Annotated in this window: 18 protein-coding genes; 9 read left to right on the forward strand and 9 right to left on the reverse strand. The window is 70.8% G+C overall.

Annotation, left to right across the window (positions count from 1 at the left end; translation table 11 throughout):
• Nucleotides 1-33 precede the first annotated feature (33 nt).
• The gene (locus tag VFR90_RS13390) at nt 34-750 is read right to left on the reverse strand and encodes a LysR substrate-binding domain-containing protein (protein ID WP_326406644.1); all 717 of its coding nucleotides are present in this window, start codon (nt 748-750) and stop codon (nt 34-36) included.
• 68 nt (nt 751-818) lie between these two features.
• Between VFR90_RS13390 and VFR90_RS13395 the strand changes: the two genes are divergently transcribed.
• Nucleotides 819-1,781, forward strand: a complete 963-nt coding sequence (locus tag VFR90_RS13395) for a Rossmann-fold NAD(P)-binding domain-containing protein (RefSeq protein WP_326406645.1) — start codon at nt 819-821, stop codon at nt 1,779-1,781.
• Between the two features lie 7 nt (nt 1,782-1,788).
• Here VFR90_RS13395 and mltA read toward each other — a convergent pair whose 3' ends face one another.
• Nucleotides 1,789-3,012: a murein transglycosylase A gene (mltA, locus tag VFR90_RS13400; RefSeq protein WP_414676535.1), complete on the reverse strand. Its 1,224-nt coding sequence runs from the start codon at nt 3,010-3,012 to the stop codon at nt 1,789-1,791.
• On the opposite strand from mltA, the gene VFR90_RS13405 reads away from it, so the two are divergent.
• Entirely contained in the window at nt 3,011-3,151 is a 141-nt protein-coding gene (locus tag VFR90_RS13405; RefSeq protein ID WP_326406678.1) for a hypothetical protein, read from the forward strand. The two genes, mltA and VFR90_RS13405, sit on opposite strands and share 2 nt — an antisense overlap.
• A gap of 20 nt (nt 3,152-3,171) precedes the next feature.
• Here VFR90_RS13405 and apaG read toward each other — a convergent pair whose 3' ends face one another.
• The gene (apaG, locus tag VFR90_RS13410; protein WP_326406646.1) at nt 3,172-3,546 is read right to left on the reverse strand and encodes a Co2+/Mg2+ efflux facilitator ApaG/CorD; all 375 of its coding nucleotides are present in this window, start codon (nt 3,544-3,546) and stop codon (nt 3,172-3,174) included.
• A gap of 61 nt (nt 3,547-3,607) precedes the next feature.
• On the opposite strand from apaG, the gene rpe reads away from it, so the two are divergent.
• Nucleotides 3,608-4,315, forward strand: a complete 708-nt coding sequence (rpe, locus tag VFR90_RS13415) for a ribulose-phosphate 3-epimerase (RefSeq protein ID WP_326406647.1) — start codon at nt 3,608-3,610, stop codon at nt 4,313-4,315.
• Here the strand turns inward: rpe and VFR90_RS13420 are convergent.
• Complete coding sequence (locus VFR90_RS13420; RefSeq protein ID WP_326406648.1) at nt 4,312-4,908, reverse strand: chalcone isomerase family protein; 597 nt, start codon at nt 4,906-4,908, stop codon at nt 4,312-4,314. The two genes, rpe and VFR90_RS13420, sit on opposite strands and share 4 nt — an antisense overlap.
• Nucleotides 4,909-5,204: 296 nt before the next feature.
• On the opposite strand from VFR90_RS13420, the gene trpE reads away from it, so the two are divergent.
• Entirely contained in the window at nt 5,205-6,680 is a 1,476-nt protein-coding gene (trpE, locus tag VFR90_RS13425) for an anthranilate synthase component I (protein WP_326406649.1), read from the forward strand.
• A gap of 3 nt (nt 6,681-6,683) precedes the next feature.
• On the opposite strand, the gene VFR90_RS13430 is transcribed toward trpE, so the two are convergent.
• Both VFR90_RS13430 and gshB read right to left on the reverse strand, forming a co-directional pair.
• Nucleotides 6,684-8,765, reverse strand: a complete 2,082-nt coding sequence (locus tag VFR90_RS13430) for a prolyl oligopeptidase family serine peptidase (RefSeq protein WP_326406650.1) — start codon at nt 8,763-8,765, stop codon at nt 6,684-6,686.
• Between the two features lie 124 nt (nt 8,766-8,889).
• The gene (gshB, locus tag VFR90_RS13435) at nt 8,890-9,837 is read right to left on the reverse strand and encodes a glutathione synthase (RefSeq protein ID WP_326406651.1); all 948 of its coding nucleotides are present in this window, start codon (nt 9,835-9,837) and stop codon (nt 8,890-8,892) included.
• Between the two features lie 146 nt (nt 9,838-9,983).
• On the opposite strand from gshB, the gene VFR90_RS13440 reads away from it, so the two are divergent.
• Nucleotides 9,984-10,760, forward strand: coding sequence for an FkbM family methyltransferase (locus VFR90_RS13440; protein ID WP_326406652.1), 777 nt, complete (start codon nt 9,984-9,986; stop codon nt 10,758-10,760).
• Nucleotides 10,761-10,772: 12 nt separating this feature from the next.
• Here the strand turns inward: VFR90_RS13440 and VFR90_RS13445 are convergent, their stop codons facing one another.
• Complete coding sequence (locus tag VFR90_RS13445; RefSeq protein ID WP_326406653.1) at nt 10,773-11,948, reverse strand: benzoate/H(+) symporter BenE family transporter; 1,176 nt, start codon at nt 11,946-11,948, stop codon at nt 10,773-10,775.
• A 147-nt stretch (nt 11,949-12,095) separates the two neighbouring features.
• On the opposite strand from VFR90_RS13445, the gene VFR90_RS13450 reads away from it, so the two are divergent.
• The 4 genes from VFR90_RS13450 (at nt 12,096) to VFR90_RS13465 (ending at nt 15,067) form a co-directional block, all read left to right on the forward strand.
• Nucleotides 12,096-12,899, forward strand: a complete 804-nt coding sequence (locus VFR90_RS13450) for a transporter substrate-binding domain-containing protein (RefSeq protein WP_326406654.1) — start codon at nt 12,096-12,098, stop codon at nt 12,897-12,899.
• A gap of 131 nt (nt 12,900-13,030) precedes the next feature.
• Complete coding sequence (locus VFR90_RS13455) at nt 13,031-13,702, forward strand: amino acid ABC transporter permease (RefSeq protein ID WP_326406655.1); 672 nt, start codon at nt 13,031-13,033, stop codon at nt 13,700-13,702.
• Complete coding sequence (locus tag VFR90_RS13460) at nt 13,702-14,358, forward strand: amino acid ABC transporter permease (protein WP_326406656.1); 657 nt, start codon at nt 13,702-13,704, stop codon at nt 14,356-14,358. Before VFR90_RS13455 ends, VFR90_RS13460 begins: the two co-directional genes overlap by 1 nt.
• Complete coding sequence (locus tag VFR90_RS13465; RefSeq protein ID WP_326406657.1) at nt 14,339-15,067, forward strand: amino acid ABC transporter ATP-binding protein; 729 nt, start codon at nt 14,339-14,341, stop codon at nt 15,065-15,067. The genes VFR90_RS13460 and VFR90_RS13465 overlap by 20 nt, the downstream gene beginning before the upstream one ends.
• Before the next feature lie 147 nt (nt 15,068-15,214).
• Here VFR90_RS13465 and VFR90_RS13470 read toward each other — a convergent pair whose 3' ends face one another.
• Nucleotides 15,215-17,098, reverse strand: a complete 1,884-nt coding sequence (locus VFR90_RS13470) for a potassium transporter Kup (protein WP_326406658.1) — start codon at nt 17,096-17,098, stop codon at nt 15,215-15,217.
• 159 nt (nt 17,099-17,257) lie between these two features.
• Nucleotides 17,258-18,553, reverse strand: a complete 1,296-nt coding sequence (gshA, locus tag VFR90_RS13475; protein WP_326406659.1) for a glutamate--cysteine ligase — start codon at nt 18,551-18,553, stop codon at nt 17,258-17,260.
• Between the last annotated feature and the right edge of the window lie 259 nt (nt 18,554-18,812).

Raw genomic sequence — 18,812 nt, forward strand, 5'->3', positions numbered from 1 at the left:
CACCGGCGCCGCGGGCCGCTCGTCCGGGCGCCGCTAGCGCCGCAGCTGCGCCGGCAATTCGGCGGCGAGGAAGTCGTAGACGCTGCGCACGATGGCGTTCGAGCGGATCTCCCGGTGCACCGCCAGCCAGCACGGCAGGCGGATGTCGATCAGCCCCGGCAGCACCTCCACCACGCCCGGCCAGCAGTGCAGGTTGTAGCGCGCGACGAAGCCGACGCCCCCGCCTTCGGCGACGAGCCGGCCGTACGCGACCTGGTCGTCGGTGCGCAGCGCGAAGCGGTGCCGCGACAGCGGCATGCCGGCTGACGCGAGGCCCCGCAGGATCGCGTCGTCTCGGTCGAAGCCGACGAGGCGGTGGGCCGCGAGATCCTCGATGCGCTCGAGCGGCGGCGCGGCGTGCAGGTAGCTGCGGTGCGCCGCCGCGACGATCGGGATCTCGCCGAGCTTGCGCGCGATCAGCGAAGCCTGCGCGGGCCGCACCATGCGCACCGCGACGTCGGCCTCGCGGCGCAGCAGGTTGCTGAGCTCGTTCGACGCGGCGAGCTCGATCTCGATCTGCGGATGCGCCGCGTGCAGCCGCGACAGCACCGGCGGCAGCAGCCAGGCGGCCGCGACCTCGCTGGTGGTGATGCGCACGGTGCCGCGCGCGCTGCTGCGCGCGGCGGCAAGGCTGCGCGTGATCGCTGCGGCGGCGTCGTTCATCTGGCGCGCCGCGCCGGCCACCGCGAGCGCGGCGGCGGTGGGCGTCACGCCGCGGCCGGTGCGCTCGAACAGCGGCGCGCCGAGCTGGGCCTCGAGTTCGGCGAGGTGGCGGCTCAGTGTCGCAGGCCTTCGATCGCGCCGGCTGGCAGGTCGTCGCCCACGTGCGGCGGGCTGCGGCGCCCGGCATGCCCGCGCGTGCGCGCCTCCTGCGTGCGCCGCTCGCCGAACTCGACGCCGCGCGGCTGCGCGCGGAGGGCCGTGCGCCGAGCGTGGTCGTGCACGGCATCAACCTGATCTACACGCGCTGGAACGAAGAGGCGATGCCGGCGCTGCGGCAGGGCATCGCGCTGGCCGAGGCGCTCGGCGCGCGGCTGATGCTGCCGGGCAACGTCTACAACCACGGCGAAGCCATGCCGGCGGTGCTCGACGAGCGCACGCCGATGCGGCCGACGAACGAGAAGGGCCGCATCCGCGTCGCGATGGAGGACGCGCTGGCCGAGCGGGCCGACGCCGGCACGCTGCGCGCGACGGTGATCACCGCCGGCGACTTCTTCGGCGCCGGCACCGGCGGCTGGTTCGACCAGGCCGTCGCGAAGCCGATGGCGCGCGGTCGCATCGACTACCCGGGCGATCCGCGCCTGATGCATGCCTGGGCCTACCTGCCCGACCTCGCCGAGGCCTTCGTCGCGGTCGCATCTCAGGCCCACGCGCCCGCGTTCCAGCGGCTGATGTTCGGCGGCCACTCGGTGACCGGCAGCGCCTTCGTCGCCGCGCTCGAACGCGCCGCCGCCGGGCTCGGCATGCAGCCGGCGCGCGGCTGGCGCCACGGTCGTCTGCCGTGGTGGGCGCTGCGCGCGGTCGGCGTGGTCGTGCCGCTGTGGCGCGAGCTGGCGCGCATGGCCTACCTGCGGCGGGTGCCGCATGCGATCGACGGGCGCCGGCTCGAGGCCCTCGCCGGCCCGCTGCGAGCCACACCGCTGGACGAAGCGCTGCGGCGTTCACTGCGCGAACTGGGCTACGGGCGGGCCGAGCCGCAGTGGGCCGGCGCGGGCTCGAAGCCGTCGGGTTGTCAGGCCTGAGCGCGGCTCAGGATCTCGGCCACAGCACCCACATGCGCAACGGCTGCTTCATGCGGCCGGCCAGGTCCTCGACGCCGTCGCCCCAGCCCCAGAAGTAGTCGGCGCGCACGGCGCCGGTGATCGCGCTGCCGGTGTCCTGCGCGATCACCAGCCGCTGCAGCGGCTTGGCCGGCGGCGGCTCCTTGGCCCAGGGCTGCGGCTCGGTGGTGTCGAGCCACACCGGCGCGCCGTAGGGCAGCGCGCGCGGATCGACGGCGATCGAGCGCCCCGGCGTCAGCGCAACGCCTTGCGCGCCGACCGCGCCGACGCTCGGATCGGGCAGCGGCTCCTCGCGGAAGAACACCATGCGCGGGTTCGCGTGCAGCATCGCGCCGACGCGCCGCGGATTCGCGCGCGCCCAGTCCTTGATCGCCGGCCACGAGGCCTGCTCCAGCGTGAAAGCACGCTGCTCGACCAGCCAGCGGCCGACCGACCGGTAGGGTTGGCCGTTGTGGGCCGCGTAGGCCAGGCGCACGACGCGGCGCGTGCCGTCGGGCTCGGTCATCAGCAGGCGCCCGGAGCCCTGCACCTGCAGCAGCAGCGCGTCGAGCGGGTCGGCGACCCATGCGATCTCGCGCCCCTTGAGCGCCGCGCGCGCGCCGGGGTGGTGATCGATCTCGGCGCGCGTGAACCAGGCACGCTCGCTCGAGAGGCCGGCCGGCGGCGCGTACAGCGGCACCGCATGCTGCGGCGTGCGCCGGCGCGAAGCCTCGACCAGCGGCTCGAAATAGCCGGTCGCGAGGCCGTCCGCGCGGCCGTCGAGCGCGGTGACGCGCCAGGGACGCAGGTTGCGCTGGAGCCAGTCGCGCACCTTGGCTTCGTCGGGGTCGGCGAGACGGCGCGCGCCGTCGCAGGCCGCGGCCCAGCCGGGCGCGGGCTTCGCGCAGCTGCGCAGCAGCGCCGGCCAGGCGTGGATCACCGCATCGGCCGGCCAGCCGGGCAGATCGGTCCAGGCGCCGGGCAGCCAGCGGGCCTGTTCGCGCTCGATGGGGGCCGGCTCGGCGATCGGCGCCGGGCTCGTCGCGGGTACGGCCGGCGCGGCGGCGGGCGCGGCCGGCGCCGGTGCGGCAGGCGCGGAGGCGGCAGGCGCCAGCGGTACCGGGGTGCTGCACGCCACCGTCAGCAGCAGCGCGAGCGCGCCGCCGGCTGCGGCGATGATCGGCCCCGGACCTTGCAACGATCGGGCTTCCATGCTGGTGTTGATCCTCGAAGCGCTTGGCGCGCTGCTGCTGCTGGCCTTCATCGTCTGGTGGACGATGTTCTCGGGGCGCCGCCGCGGCGAGCGCCGGGATGCGGGCCGGGACGACGACGCCGGCGGTGCCGACCGCTGAAGCCGCACACCGCCGCGGCCCTAGTGCAGAGCCTGCGCCATCGACAGCGAGAACGCCGCGATCGGCGCCTCGAAGGCCTCGGCCTCGCTGGTCATGCAGAAGTAGCTGCCGCGCATGGTGCCGCGGGGCGTCGCAATGCGCGCCCAGCTCTGGTATTCGAACTGCTCGCCGGGCTGCAGCAGCGGCTGGTGGCCGACGACGCCGAGCCCGCGCACCAGCTGCACCAGGCCGTTGGCATCCTCGATGTGCCACTGGCGGCCGATGAGCTGCGCGGCGACGTCGCCGCGGTTGGTGATCGTGACGCTGTAGGCGAAGGCGTAGGTCTGCTGCTCGGGCGCGGACTGCTCGGGCAGGTAGCGCGCGACGACGCTGACGTCGAAATCGGGGCGGCTCATGCCGGCCGATTCTAGGGAGCGGCTTTCTAGAATCGGTGCCCCGCACCGAAGGAGTGGAGCCATGGCGAACGACCGCTGCTTCCGCATCGCCCCGAGCCTGCTGTCGGCCGACTTCGCGCGGCTCGGCGACGAGGTGAAGAACGTCGTCGCGGCCGGCGCCGACTGGATCCACTTCGACGTGATGGACAACCACTACGTGCCCAACCTGACCTTCGGGCCGATGGTCTGCGAGGCGCTGCGCAAGCACGCCGTCACGGCCGACGGCACGCCGGTGCCGATCGACGTGCACCTGATGGTGAGCCCGGTCGATGCGCTCGCCGCGGCCTTCGCGAAGGCCGGTGCCGACCTGATCAGCTTCCACCCCGACGCCAGCACGCACGTCGACCGCAGCCTGCAGGCGATCCGGGCCGCCGGCTGCCGGGCCGGGCTGGTGTTCAACCCGGCCGCATCGCTCGACGTGCTCGAGTGGGTGCTCGGCGAGGAAAGCGACAAGCTCGACCTGATCCTGCTGATGAGCGTGAACCCCGGCTTCGGCGGCCAGAGCTTCATTCCGAGCACGCTGCGCAAGCTGGAAAAGGTGAGGAAGCTGATCGAGGCGAGTGGGCGCGACATCCGCCTCGAGGTCGACGGCGGCATCAAGACCGACAACATCCGCGCCGCCGCCGACGCCGGCGCCGACACCTTCGTCGCCGGCAGCGCGATCTTCGGGCAGCCGGACTACGCGCAGGTGATCGCCGCGATGCGCCGGCAGCTCGCGGCCCGAGCCTAGTTCGGCTTGCCGCCGAGCAGCGCGTCCTTCAGCCGGTAGTCGGCCGGCGCCTTGCCGAGCCAGATCTTCATCAGCGCGACGTAGAACTCCGGCTCCTCGATCAGCTCGCCCTCGGGCTTGCCGTTGATCACGATGCGCGTACCCGTGCCGGGGCGGTAGTCGATGACGAAGTTGTCGCCGGCCACGAGCTTCTTGCGCGCGGCGAACAGGTCGGCGAGCTTCAAGGTGCCCGGGATCGCCTTGGCGAAATCCTCGCGCGCGGTGTTGTCCTGCATGCCGTTGGTGAAGAGGCGGCCGAGCTCGCTGGCATTGATGTCGCGCAGCATCACGATCTTCATCGCGCGCGGCTGGCGAACGTCGTAGACCGCCTCGGGCGTCGAAACCTTCGCCGGCCCGTACAGCGCGGCCGCGTAGACCTTGATGACGAACTTGTAGCGCGTGCCCGCGCCGTTGAGCACGAGGCGGTTGGCGCCGACGCTCATTTCGCCGTCGAACTTGACCCCGCTGGTCTCGACGGCCTGCGCGAGCGCGGTGAACGGCGCGGCCAGCACGAGAAGGCTGGCGAAAAGCGAGATCGGGAAGCGGCTTCGCACAGCGGGTCTCCTCATCGATGCCGATCGAAGCCGCGCAGTCTCGGCGCGGCGCGGCGCAGTGTCTGTCGCGCGCGTGCCGCGCACCCCCCGGGCTTGCGGGAGCCGCGGTTAGACTGAACCGCATGTTCGTGGCACGCAAGCAGATCAAAAGGTCGCACGACCGGGGAGCCTGGCCCTGGCGTCGCGGGACGCACTGAGTCCCGCGCGGCGCAGGGCCCCTGCGCCGCCTTGATCGACAGCTTGCTTGCCGCCGTGCGCACCGCGTGCGCGCGGCCCGGGCCGCGGAGGGCCCCGACGTGATCACCGAACTCGAATTCCAGAGCCTTGCCGCGCAGGGCCACAACCGCATCGCGCTGATCGGCGAGGCCTTCGCCGACCTGGAGACCCCGCTGTCGCTCTACCTGAAGCTGGCCGGCGGCCGGCCGATGAGCTTCCTGCTCGAATCGGTCGTCGGCGGCGAGCGCTTCGGGCGCTACTCGATCATCGGGCTGCCCGCACGCACGCTGCTGCGCGCGACCGGCCTGCGCTGCGAGGTCGTCACCGACGGCCGCGTCGTCGAGACGCACGAAGGCAACCCGCTCGATTTCATCGAGGCCTACCAGCGCCGCTTCAAGGTCGCGATCAACCCCGGCATGCCGCGCTTCTGCGGCGGGCTCGCGGGCTACTTCGGCTACGAGGCGGTGCGCTTCATCGAGCCAAAGCTGGCGGCGGCGCGGCGCGAACGCGGGCTCGGCACGCCCGACGTCCAGCTGCTGCAATGCGAGGAGCTGGCGGTCATCGACAACCTCTCGGGGCGGCTCTACCTGATCGTCTATGCCGATCCCGCGCAACCCGAGGCGTACTTCCGCGGCAAGCGCCGGCTCGCCGAGCTCAGCGACAAGCTGCGCTACAGCGTCACCGCGCCGGCGGTGAAGCGAGGCATCGCGAACCCGGTCGAGCGCGAGTTCGCGCGCGCCGACTTCGAAGCCGCGGTCGAGCGCTGCAAGCAGTACATCGCCGCGGGCGACTGCATGCAGATCGTCTTCGGCCAACGGCTTTCGAAGCGCTACACCGAAAGCCCGCTGTCGCTGTACCGCGCGCTGCGCTCGCTCAACCCGTCGCCCTACATGTACTTCTACGACATGGGCGATTTCCAGATCGTCGGCGCGAGCCCGGAGATCCTGGTGCGCCACGAGCGCACGCCGGGAGGCGAAAAGCTCACCATCCGCCCGCTGGCCGGCACCCGGCCGCGCGGCGCGACGCCCGAGCGCGACCGCGAGATCGAGGCCGAGCTGCTGGCCGACCCGAAGGAACGCGCCGAGCACCTGATGCTGATCGACCTGGCTCGCAACGACATCGGCCGCATCGCGCAGACCGGCTCGGTTAAGGTGACCGAGGCCTTCGCCGTCGAGCGCTACTCGCACGTGATGCACATCGTGAGCAACGTCGAAGGCCTGCTCAAGCCCGGCACGACGCACATGGACGTGCTGCGCGCCGCCTTTCCCGCCGGCACGCTGAGCGGTGCGCCGAAGATCCGCGCGATGGAGATCATCGACGAGCTCGAGCCGGTGCAGCGCGGCATCTACGGCGGCGCCTGCGGCTACCTGAGCTTCGCCGGCGACATGGACGTGGCCATCGCGATCCGCACCGGCATCGTCAAGGACCAGCGGCTGTACGTGCAGGCCGCCGCCGGCATCGTCGCCGACTCGGTGCCTGCGCTCGAATGGGCCGAGACCGAGGCGAAGGCGCGCGCGGTGCTGCGCGCGGCGGAGCTGGTCGAGGAAGGCTTCTGACCGCTAGCGCCCGAGCTGCCGCCAGAGGTAGGTGTATTCGAGCGCGAGCAGCTTGGCGCGCTGCTCGTTGTCGGCCGCGCCGCCGTGGCCGCCTTCGATGTTCTCGTAGTACAGCACCGGCGCCCCGAAGCCCAGCATGCGCGCGGCCATCTTGCGCGCATGGCCGGGGTGCACGCGGTCGTCGCGCGTCGAGGTGGTGAACAGCACCTCGGGGTAGCGCACCCCGCGCTTCACGTTCTGGTACGGCGAATAGCGCGAGATCCAGTCCCACTCGGCGGGCAGCTCCGGGTTGCCGTACTCGGCCATCCACGAGGCGCCCGCGAGCAGCTTGTGATAGCGCCGCATGTCCAGCAGCGGGACCTGGCAGACGACGGCATTGAACAGATCGGGCCGCTGCACGAAGGTGGCACCGACGAGCAGGCCGCCGTTGCTGCCGCCCATGATGCCGAGCCGCGCCGGCGTCGTGACGCGCGTCGCGATCAGGTCCTCGGCGACCGCGATGAAGTCGTCGTAGCTCTTCTGCTTGTTCGCCTTCATCGCGGCTCTATGCCAGGCCGGGCCGAATTCGCCGCCGCCGCGCAGGTTCGCGAGCACGAAGACGCCGCCGCGCGCGAGCCAGGCCCGGCCGCGCAGCGCCGAATAGGCCGGTTGCAGCGAAACCTCGAAGCCGCCGTAGCCGTACAGCAGCGTCGGGCTCGCGCCTTCGGCCGCCGCGCCGCCTTGCCGGGCGGGCCTGGGCCAGATCACAAAGTACGGCACCTTGCTGCCGTCCTTCGACGTCGCGAAGCGCTGCTCGGTGCGCATGCCGTTCGCGTCGAACAGCGCCGGCAGCGTCTTCAGCAGCGTGCGCTGGTCGCTGCCCGCGGTCGCGAGCGACAGCGTGTTGGGCGTGAGGAAGTCGGTGTAGCCGAGCAGGTAGCGCTCGGCGAGCGGGTCGTCCGGCACGAGCTCGTCGTGCAGGCTGGTCAGCTCGACGTTGCCCGCGCTGCCCGGCAGCGCGACCTCGCGCCGCTGCCAGGCGCTGCCGTCCCAGCGCAGTTCCTCGACGCGACCCTTGACGTCGTCGAGCACGTCGAGCAGGAAGCGCGAACGGGTGGCGATCCAGCCGCCGAGCGAGCGGGTCGCGGTCGGCTCGAACAGCACGTCGAAGCGGCGTTCGCCCTTCAGGTAGGCGTCGGCGCGCGCCGCGAGCAGCGAGCCGGCCCGGTAGCTGCGCCCGCCGACGCTCCAGTCGCTGCGCAGCTTGAGCAGCAGCCATTCCCGCTCGAACGCGAGGCGCGCGTCGTCGGGCTTGTCGATCGGCTGCAGCCGGCCGTCCGGCAGCAGCAGGCTCGCGCGCTCGGTGAAAAAGTCGGGCGCGACGGCGAAGACGGTGCGCTCGAAGCCCGGCGTGCGATCGACGCGCGCGTCGACCCATACGTCGCGCGCCTGGCCCTCGAACACCGTCGTCGCCTGCGCGAGCGGCGTGCCGCGCTTCCAGCGCTTGATGACGCGCGGGTAGCCCGAATCGGTCAGCGAGCCGGCGCCGAAATCGGTGCCGACGTAGAGCGTGTCGGCGTCCGCCCATTCGAGCTCGGACTTCGCCTCCGGCAGCTCGAAGCCGCCGTGTGCCGCGGGCACGAAGCGCCTGCTCGCGAGATCGAACTCGCGCTGCACCTTCGCGTCGGCGCCGCCGCGCGACAGCGCGACGATGCAGCGTGCATACGCCGGCCCGAAGCAGTTGGCGCCGCCCCAGACCCAGTTCTCGCCCTCGGCGCGGCCGAGCGCGTCGAGGTCGATCACCGTCTCCCAGGCGGGCTGCGGCTTCGCGTACTCGTCGAGCGTCGTGCGGCGCCACAGGCCGCGCTTGCTGGTCTCGTCCTGCCAGAGGTTGTAGAGGTGGTCGCCGATGCGGCGGATCGCCGGGATGCGGTCCTTCGAGTCGAGCACTTCGCGCAGCTCGGCGCGCAGCGGCGCGTAGCCGGGCTGCGCTTCGAGCAGGCGCTCCGAATGCGCATTGCGCTCGCGCACCCACTCCAGCGCGCGCGCGCCGCCGACGTCCTCGAGCCAGAGGTAGGGGTCGGACTCGGCGTCGAGCGGCGTCATGCCGGCCGCATCCGTGCGCGCGGGCTGCGCGCAAGCGCAGAGCAGGATGGCGAGGGCGATCGACACGGCCGCGCGACACGACGCAAGAGGCATGCAGCCCACTCCCGATGAAGCTCGATCCGGCTCACGCGCAGGCGGCCTCGAGCGCCTCGACGAAGCGCGTCGCGCCGTCGCAGCCGGCCTGCCGGTGGATCTCTTGAAAGCCGGTCGGGCTGGTGACGTTGATCTCGGTGACCCAGTCGCCGATCACGTCGAGCCCCACCAGCAACAGGCCACGCGCGTGCAGCACCGGCCCGAGCGCTTCGGCGATCTCGCGATCGCGCGCCGACAGCGGCTGCGCGACGCCCTTGCCGCCCACCGCCATGTTGCCGCGCACCTCCGTGCCCTGCGGGATGCGCGCCAGCGAGAACGGCAGCGGCTCGCCGGCGATCAGCAGGATGCGCTTGTCGCCCCGCGCGATCTCCGGCAGGAAGCGCTGGACCATCACCGTGCGCGCGCCGTGCTCGTTGAGCGTCTCGGCGATGCTGCCGAGGTTCAGGCCGTCTTCCTTCACGCGGAAGATGCCCATGCCGCCCATGCCGTCGAGCGGCTTCAGGATGATGTCCTTGTGCTCGGCGTGGAAGGCGCGGATGTCGGCCGCGTCGCGCGTCACCAGCGTCGGCCCGATCCACTCGGGAAACTCCATGATCGCGAGCTTCTCGGGGTGGTCGCGCAAGGCGCGCGGCTTGTTGACGACGCGCGCACCCTCGGCTTCCGCGCGTTCGAACAGATGGGTCGCGTAGATGTACTCGGCGTCGAACGGCGGGTCCTTGCGCATCAGCACCGCGCCGAAGTCGCGCAGCGCGACGCGCGCCTCGGGCGCCGCGCGGTACCACGGGCCGTCGACAGCGCCGGTGAGCTCGACGCGGCGCGCCAGCGCCGTGACCGGCTCGCCGCTCACCCAGCGCAGATGCCTCGGCTCGCAAGCCGCGAGCGCGTGGCCGCGCGCGGCGGCGGCCCGCATCATCGAGAAGGTGGTGTCCTTCGCGATCTTGAAACGATCGAGCGGGTCGGCGACGACGAGGATGAGCATGACGGCGGAGGACGGGGCCGGTGCGGGCGGGCCGTGTGAGTTTCTCAGCACTTCGAGGCGCGCGATCGCGGGGGTGGACCGGCTTGCACGGCCGTTGCGCATCCGCGATGCTCCTGCAAAGGCCCGCGAGGCCGGAGGAGCGAGTGATGGGACGGATCGCAACCTACGCGCGGGTGCTGGGCTGGCGCGGCGTCGTCGCCGGCGTGCGCGGCAAGTTGAGTGGTCGGCCGGTGCTGCACAGCGTGAGCCACCCGAAGCTGCGGCATCCGGTGACGCTGCGGCTTCCGTCGACCGACGTCGAGGCCTACGAACAGGTCCTTCAGGACGAGGAATACGCGATGGCGGTGCACACGACACCGCGCGTGATCGTCAATGCGGGAGCCAACATCGGCCTGGCCTCCGTCTACTTCGCGAGCCGCTTTCCCGAAGCGCGGGTGATCGCGATCGAATGCGAAGCCGAGAACTTCCGGCTGCTGCAACGCAACGTCGCGCCCTATCCGAACATCGAGCCGGTGCAGGCGGCGCTGTGGGATCACGACGGCTCGATCGAGGTCGTCGACCCCGGACTCGGGGCCTGGGGCTTCGTGACGGCCGAGAGCCGGCACTCGGGCGCGGGCACGGTCCACGCGGTGCCGGCGCTCACGATGGCCACGCTGATGCGCCGCCACGGCATCGAGCACATCGACGTGCTCAAGCTCGACATCGAAGGCGCCGAGTACGAGGTGCTGGCGTCGGCGCCGGAGTGGATCGACCGCGTCGACACCGTCGTGGCCGAGCTGCACGAGCGCCTGAAGCAGGGCTGCGAAAGCCGCCACGCCGAGGCGACCCGCGCCTTCCCCGCCAGCTGGGAACGCGGCGGCACGCGCTTCGCCGCGCGCGCCCGCGCCTGCGTCCTCGCGCCGGAGCCGCTGCGCACGGCGTGAGCCTGCGCAGCGTCAGCCGCGTGCGGGACGCGGCTGCAGCGCGAGTGCCAGCGCGCCGGCCACCACGGCCCAGAACGCCGCGCCCACCCCGGCGATCACCACGCCCGAGAGCGTGACGAGGAAGGTGACGAGCGCCGCCTCGCGATGCGCCTCGTCCTTCAGCGCCGCGGCGAGCGCGTTGCCGATCGTGCCGAGCAGCGCGAACCCGGCGATCGCCACCACCAGCTCGCGCGGGAAGGCGTTGAGCAGGCCGATCACCGCGCCGCCGACGAGCCCGATCGCCACGTAGATCGCGCCGCAGACGGCACTCGCGACGTAGCGGCGCCGCGGGTCTTCATGCGCCTCGCGGCCCATCACGATCGCCGCGGTGATCGCCGACAGGTTCAGCGCGAAGGCGCCGAAGGGCGCGAGCAGCAGCGTCGCGGCGCCGGTGATCGAGATCAGCCTGGAGATCGGCATCGCGCCGAAGCCGGCGGCGCGGATCGCCGCGACACCAGGCAGGTTCTGCGAAGCCATCGTCACGATGAACAGCGGCAGCGCGAGGCTGATCGCGCCTTCGACGCTGAAGCGCGGCGCGGTGAACACGGGCGACGCGAGCGACCAGGCGATCGCATCGACGCGCAGCTCGCCGCGCCAGGCGACGAACACCGTGGCAAGCAGCAGCACCGAGGGGATCGCGTAGCGCGGCCACAGCCGCCGTGCGACCAGGTAGCTCGCGAGCATCAGCAGCACCAGCGGCAAGGCGCTGCGCGCTGCGGCGAAGGCATCGATGCCGAAGCGCGCCAGCACGCCGGCCAGCAGCGCCGAAGCGATCGCGACGGGGATGCGGCTCATCACGCGCTCGAACCAGCCGGTCATGCCGAACAGCAGGATCAGCGCGCCGCTGAGCATGAACGCGGCGATCGCATCGCTCATGCCGTAGCCGGCAGCCGAGGTCGCCAGCACCGCGGCGCCCGGCGTCGACCACGCGACCATCGCCGGCTGGCGCCACGCCAGCGAGGGCAGCAGCGTGCACAGGCCCATGCCGAGCCCCAGCGCCCACATCCACGAGGCCTGCTCCGCGGGCGTCGCGCCGAAGGCCTGGGCCGCCTGGAACACGATGGCGACCGAGCTGGTGAAGCCCACCAGCACCGCGACGAAGCCGGCGGTCGCGGCGGACAGCGAGAAGTCGGTGGCGAAGCGGCGCATGGTGTTCCAGGGACGGGCGCACGAGTATCCCGGCGCCTTGACGGCCTTGCCGACGAGAGCTCGATGCGCCCGCCGCGCCTTCGGCGGTGCGCGTTGGCACGGGCCGTGCATCCGCCTGGCGCGAAGCCCGCCACCCCTGGAGCACCGATGAACACTTTTTTGCGCATCCCCCGCGGCGCTCGCGCTGCCGCCGCCCTGCTGGGGCTCGCCTTCGCCCTGTTCGGCGGCCCGGCCCACGCCGACGCGCTCGGCACCATCAGGAAGACGGGCACCGTGCGCATCGCCGTGCCGCAGGACTTCCCGCCGTTCGGCACGGTCGGCCCCGATCTCAAGCCGCGGGGCTACGACATCGACACCGCCGCGCTGATCGCCAAGGAGCTGGGCGTGAAGCTGGAGCTGATCCCCGTCTCCAGCACGAACCGCATCCCTTATGTGACGACCGGCAAGGCCGATCTCGTGATCTCCAGCCTGGGCAAGAACCCGGAGCGCGAGAAGGTGATCGACTTCAGCATCGCCTACGCGCCCTTCTTCAACGGCGTGTTCGGCCCGGCCGACGTGAAGGCCGCGGGCCCGGGCGACCTGGCCGGCATGACGATCGCCGTGACCCGCGGCTCGATCGAGGACCTGGAACTCAGCAAGATCGCGCCGGCCACCGCGACGATCAAGCGCTTCGAGGACAACAACTCGACGATCTCCGCCTACCTGTCGGGGCAGGTACAGCTCGCCGCCACCGGCAACGTCGTCGCGGCGGCGCTGAACGAGCGCACGAAGCTGCGGCCGATGACGCCGAAGTTCGTCATCAAGAACTCGCCCTGCTTCGTCGGGGTGAACAAGGGCGAGGCGGCGCTGCTCGCCGCCGTGAACGACATCCTCGCCAAGGCGAAGAAGGGGGGCGCGCTCAACACGATCGCAATGACCTGGCTGAAGAATCCGCTGCCCGCGGATCTATGACCCACCCCCGTTGCGGCTTCGCCGCTCCTGCCCAAGGGGGCGCCGCTGGCGGCCCGGCAAAGCCGGATCCACCGCGGCCGCTGGCGGGGCCGCGCGATGCGCTGGCCTTCCTGGCTTGCCCGTAGCCGCCCATGGCCTACGCATTCGACCTGCTGCCGGTCTGGGAGTCGCGCGGGCTGCTGCTGAGCGGCGCGCTGCACACGCTGGCGCTCACCGCGGTCGGCGCGGTGTTCGGCGTCGCGCTGGGCGTGCTCGGCGCGGTCAGCCGGGCCTGGACGCTGAGGCCCTTCGACACGCTGTTCACCGTGTACGTGGAGCTGGTGCGCAACACGCCCTTTCTCGTGCAGCTGTTCTTCATCTTCTTCGGGCTGCCGGCGCTGGGCGTGAAGCTCGGCGAATGGGAGGCCGCGATCCTCGCGGTGATCCTCAATCTCGGTGCCTACGCCACCGAGATCGTCCGCGCCGGCATCCAGGCGACGCCGCGCGGGCAGGTCGAAGCGGCGGCCTCGCTCGCGATGACGCGCACGCAGGCCTTCCTGTACGTGGTGCTGCGGCCTTCGCTTGCCCGCGTGTGGCCGGCGCTCGCAAGCCAGATCGTCATCGTGATGCTCGGGACCGCGGTGTGCTCGCAGATCGCCGCTGAAGAGCTGACCTTCGCGGCCAACTTCATCCAATCGCGCAACTTCCGCGCCTTCGAGACATATGCGGTCGTCGCGCTGATGTACTTCGGCCTGTCCTTGCTCGTGCGCGCGCTGCTCAACCAGTTCGGCCGGCGCGTCGTGATGCGAAGGAGCCCGCCGTGATGGACGAATTCACCTTCGCCGACATCGTCCGCAACCTGGGGGTGGGCGCCCAGTGGACGGTTCTGCTGTCGCTGACCGCCTTCGTGCTCGGCGGCGTGGTCGGGCTGGCACTGCTGGGCGCGCGCGTCGGCCGCTTCGCCTGGTTGCGCGACGCGGCGCGTGCCTACATCGAACTGTTCCAAGGCACCCCGCTGCTGATGCAGCTCTTCATGGTGTTCTTCGGCATCGCGCTGCTGGGCGTCGACGTTTCGCCGTGGTTCGCGGCGGCGGTGGCGCTGACGCTGTTCACCAGCGCCTACCTCGGCGAGATCTGGCGCGGCTGCGTCGAGGCGGTGCCCAAGGGGCAGTGGGAAGCCTCGGCGACGCTCGCGATGAGCTGGCCGCAGCAGATGCGCCACGTGGTCCTGCCGCAGGCGCTGCGGCTCGCGGTGGCGCCGACGGTGGGCTTCAGCGTGCAGGTGGTCAAGGGCACGGCGGTGACGTCGATCATCGGCTTCACCGAGCTCACGAAGACCGGCGGCATGCTGGCCAACGCCACCTTCAAGCCCTTCCTGGTCTACGGCCTCGTGGCGCTCGGCTACTTCATCCTCTGCTATCCGCTGTCGCACCTCGCACACCGGCTCGAAAGGAGCTTCCATGGCGCTCGTGCGCATTGACGCCCTGCACAAGCGCTTCGGCGCGAACCACGTGCTCAAGGGCATCGACCTGGCGATCGACGAGGGCCAGGTCGTCGCGATCATCGGCAAGAGCGGCTCGGGCAAGAGCACGCTGCTGCGTTCGATCAACGGGCTCGAGAGCATCGACGACGGGCAGATCGAAGTCGCGGGCGAGAAGCTCGTCGCCGGCCAGACCGACCTGCGCGCGCTGCGCCGGAAGGTCGGCATGGTGTTCCAGCAGTTCAACCTGTTCCCGCACCTCACGGTCGGCCAGAACGTGATGCTCGCGCCGAGCGTGGTGAAGAAGACGCCGAAAGCCGAAATCGAGGCGCTGGCCAGGCAGATGCTGGACAAGGTCGGCCTCGCCGAGAAATGGGCCGCCTTTCCCGATCAGCTTTCCGGCGGCCAGCAGCAGCGCGTGGCGATCGCGCGGGCGCTGGCGATGCAGCCGAAGGTGCTGCTGTGCGACGAGATCACCTCGGCGCTGGACCCGGAACTGGTCAACGAAGTGCTGACCGTGGTGAAGCAGCTCGCTGCCGAGGGCATGACGCTGGTCATGGTCACGCACGAGATGCGCTTCGCGCGCGAGGTCGGCGACAAGCTGGTGTTCATGCACCAGGGCCGCGTGCACGAGAGCGGCGATCCGAAGGCGTTGTTCGCGGACCCGCAGACGGCGGAGTTGAAGAGCTTCGTCGCGTCGATCCACTGAGGCGGATCGCACCGACCGGCATCGTGTGCGTGTCGAGCACCGTAAGCGGCTTCCAGTTGCGCTCCCGCACCTCGTCGTAGCGGAGCGCATGCGACTCGGCGGTGAACGCGTCGAACTCCATCGTGGTGTCCATCGCGAACTCCTTGCTCAGATCTCGACCTTCGAGCCGAGCTCGACGACCCGGTTGGTCGGCAGGTTCAAGAAGTCCGCCGCCGCGGCGGCGTTGCGGTGCATGCTGACGAAGAGCTTCTCGCGCCACAGCGCCATGCCCGAGCCGATCGTCGGCACGACGATGTCGCGGCTCAGGAAGTAGCTCGTCTCCATCTCGTCGAGATCGATGCCGCGGCCGGCGAGGAGCTGCAGCGCCTCGGGCACGTCGGGATCGTTCTTGAAGCCGAAGTTGAGCGTCACCTGCCAGCAGCAGTGACCCAGCGCTTCGACCTCGACGCGCTTGTCGAAGCCGATCCACGGCTTCTCGTGGTGGCGCACGGTGACGAACAGGTTCTGGCCGTGCAGCACCTTGTTGTGCTTCAGGTTGTGCAGCAGCGCGTTCGGCGTGATGCCGCGCTCGGCCGAAAGAAAGACGGCCGTGCCCTCGACGCGCTGCGGCGGGCTGATGAAGACGGATGCGAGGAAGTCCTTCAGCTCGATCGCCTCGTCGCGCAGGCGCTGGCTCATCAGGCCGCGGCCCTGCTTCCACGTCATCATCAGCGTGAACATCACGCCGCCGATCACCAGCGGGAACCAGCCGCCCTGCAGGATCTTCACCGCGTTGGCCGCGAAGAAGATCGCGTCGACGACGAAGAAGAAGCCGGTGGCCGCGATGCAGGCGGCGAGCGGGTAGCGCCAGCCGTGGCGGATGACGAAGAAGGTCATCACGGTGGTGATCAGCATGTCGATCGTCACCGCGATGCCGTAGGCCGACGCGAGGTTGCTGCTCGAACCGAAGGCCAGCACCGCGAGCACGACGCAGGCGTACAGGCCCCAGTTGACGAAGGGGATGTAGATCTGGCCGGTCTCGCGCACCGAGGTGTGCTGGGTGCGCAGGCGCGGCAGGTAGCCGAGCTGCGTGGCCTGCTTGGTGACCGAGAACGCGGCCGAGATCAGCGCCTGCGACGCGATCGACGCGGCCAGCGTCGCGAGCACGATCAGCGGCAGCAGCGCCCAGGTCGGCGCCATCTCGTAGAACGGGTTGCGGATGTGCTCGGGGTGCACCAGCAGCATCGCGCCCTGGCCGAAGTAGTTGATGACCAGCGCCGGCATCGCGAGCGCGAACCACGCGAGCCGGATCGGCCGCTTGCCGAAATGGCCCATGTCGGCATACAGCGCCTCGGCGCCGGTGACGCACAGCACCATCGCGCCGAGCGCGACGAAGGAGACGCCCGGGTGCTGCCACATGAAGCGCACGGCGTGATGCGGGCTGAGCGCCTCGATCACCTCGGGATTCGCCGCGATGTGCGGGATGCCGAGCGCCGCGATCACCACGAACCACAGCGCGCAGATCGGCCCGAACATGCGGCCGACCGTGCCGGTGCCGAAGCGCTGCGCGGCGAACAGCAGCGTGAGCACCAGCAGCGACAGCGGCACGATGTACTGCTCCAGCCCCGGCGCGAGCACGCCGAGCCCTTCGACCGCGCCGAGCACGCTGATCGCCGGCGTGATGACGCCGTCGCCGAAGAAGATCGAGGTGCCGAAGATCCCCAGAACCAGCAGCCCGCGGCGCAGCGCCGGCTTGCCCTTCACCGCCTGGGAGGCCAGCGCGAGCATCGCGATCAGGCCGCCTTCGCCGTTGTTGTCGGCGCGCAGGATCAGCAGCACGTACTTCAGCGAGACGACGACGGTGAGCGTCCAGAACACCATCGACAGGATGCCGAGGATGTTGTCGCGCGTGAGCGCGATCGCCGCGTGCCCGAAGACTTCCTTCAGCGCGTACAGCGGGCTGGTGCCGATGTCGCCGTAGACGACGCCGATGGCGCCGAGCGTCAGGGCCGCCAGCTTGGCGCCGGTCGGCGGGGCGGAACGGGAATGCACGAACAGGGTCGCGGGGGCGCTGGGGACGCGGATTGTGCGCCGGGGTCCGGCGGGTCGAACGGTCTTTTGTTGCGGCGCACCAACTCGGGCGCCGCCCCCCGGATCACGGGCTGGCGGCCACCACGAGCGTCGCCGCCGGCACTCCGAGCCGCTGCCGCCTCAGTCGTAGACCTCGGCCTCCGGGTCGGTGGCCTCGAGTTCGTAGCTCGCGCCGAGCATCGCCAGCCGCCCGATCACGCCGTACATGTAGAAGCGGTTGGGTGCGCTCGCCCCCGGCTTCTCGCCGGCCTTCGGCAGGTGGTGGCTCTCGGCGAAAGCCAGCGGCACGAAGCTCGCGCCGGGCGAGTTGAGGTTCTCGTCGATGCCGCGTTCGGCATGAACGCGGTAGAAGCCGCCGACGACGTAGCGGTCGATCATGTAGACGACCGGCTCGGCGACCGCGTCGTTCATCCGCTCGTAGGTCGGCACGCCCTCCTGGATGATCACCTCGGAGACCTCCTGGCCGTCCTTGATGGTGCTCATCTTGTTGCGCGTGCGGCGGTTGAGCTCTTCGAGATCCTTCGCGTCGCGCACCGTCATGATCCCCATGCCGTAGGTGCCGGCGTCGGCCTTGACGATCACGAACGGCTTCTCGTTGATGCCGTACTCCTTGTACTTCCGGCGGATCTTGCCGAGCAGCGCGTCGGTGTGGCCCTGCACGCATTCCTGGCCGGTGCCGTCCTGGAAGTTCACCTTGCCGCACTTGGCGAACATCGGGTTGATCAGCCACGGATCCATGCCGAGCAGCTTGGCGAACTTCTTCGCCACCTCTTCGTACGCCTGGAAGTGCAGGCTCTTGCGCCGCACCGCCCAGCCCGCGTGCAGCGGCGGCAGCAGGTACTGCTCGTGCAGGTTCTCCAGCACCTTCGGGATGCCGGCGGAGAGGTCGTTGTTGAGGAGGATCGTGCAGGGGTCGAAGTCCTTCAGCCCGAGCCGGCGCTTCGTGCGCAGCAGCGGCTCGACGGTCAGCGACGAACCGTCGGGCAGCGGCAGCGCGGTCGGCTCGGTGACGGCCTCGTCGAGCGAGCCCAGCCGCACGTTCAGCCCCGCGGCGCCGAAGATCTGGATCAGCCGCTGCACGTTCTGCAGGTAGAAGCTGTTGCGGGTGTGCTTCTCGGGAATGAGCAGCAGGTTCTTCGCCTCGGGGCAGATCTTCTCGATCGCGGCCATCGCCGCCTGCACCGCCAGCGGCAGCATCTCGGCGGTCAGGTTGTTGAAGCCGCCGGGATAGAGGTTGGTGTCGACCGGCGCGAGCTTGAAGCCCGCGTTGCGCACGTCCACCGAGCTGTAGAACGGCGGCGTGTGCTCCATCCATTCGAGCCGGAACCAGCGCTCGATCGCCGGCATGGATTCGAGGATCCGCTGCTCCAGTTCGTTGATCGGGCCGTTGAGCGCGGTGACGAGGTGCGGAACCATGGGGCGCTGCCTTTGCTGCGGCGGGGCCGGCGAACGCGGGCTCCCGGCATCGTGCGATGCGTTGCCCGATTTTAGGCAGCGCCTCTGCGCCGTACCGCGGCAAGGGGGCCGCCCGGCGCGTCGTGGCAAGCGCGGCGCCGGGTTATCCATGGGATAGCGAAGCGTGGGCTGGAAAACCGCAAGCCGCGAAACGCCGGCGAGCGACGCACTGATGGAATCAAGTGGCGCACCTTCCTGCGCGCATCCATCCAGATCGGAG

The organism is Methylibium sp. (assembly GCF_035762065.1).
Lineage (GTDB): Bacteria > Pseudomonadota > Gammaproteobacteria > Burkholderiales > Burkholderiaceae_C > Methylibium.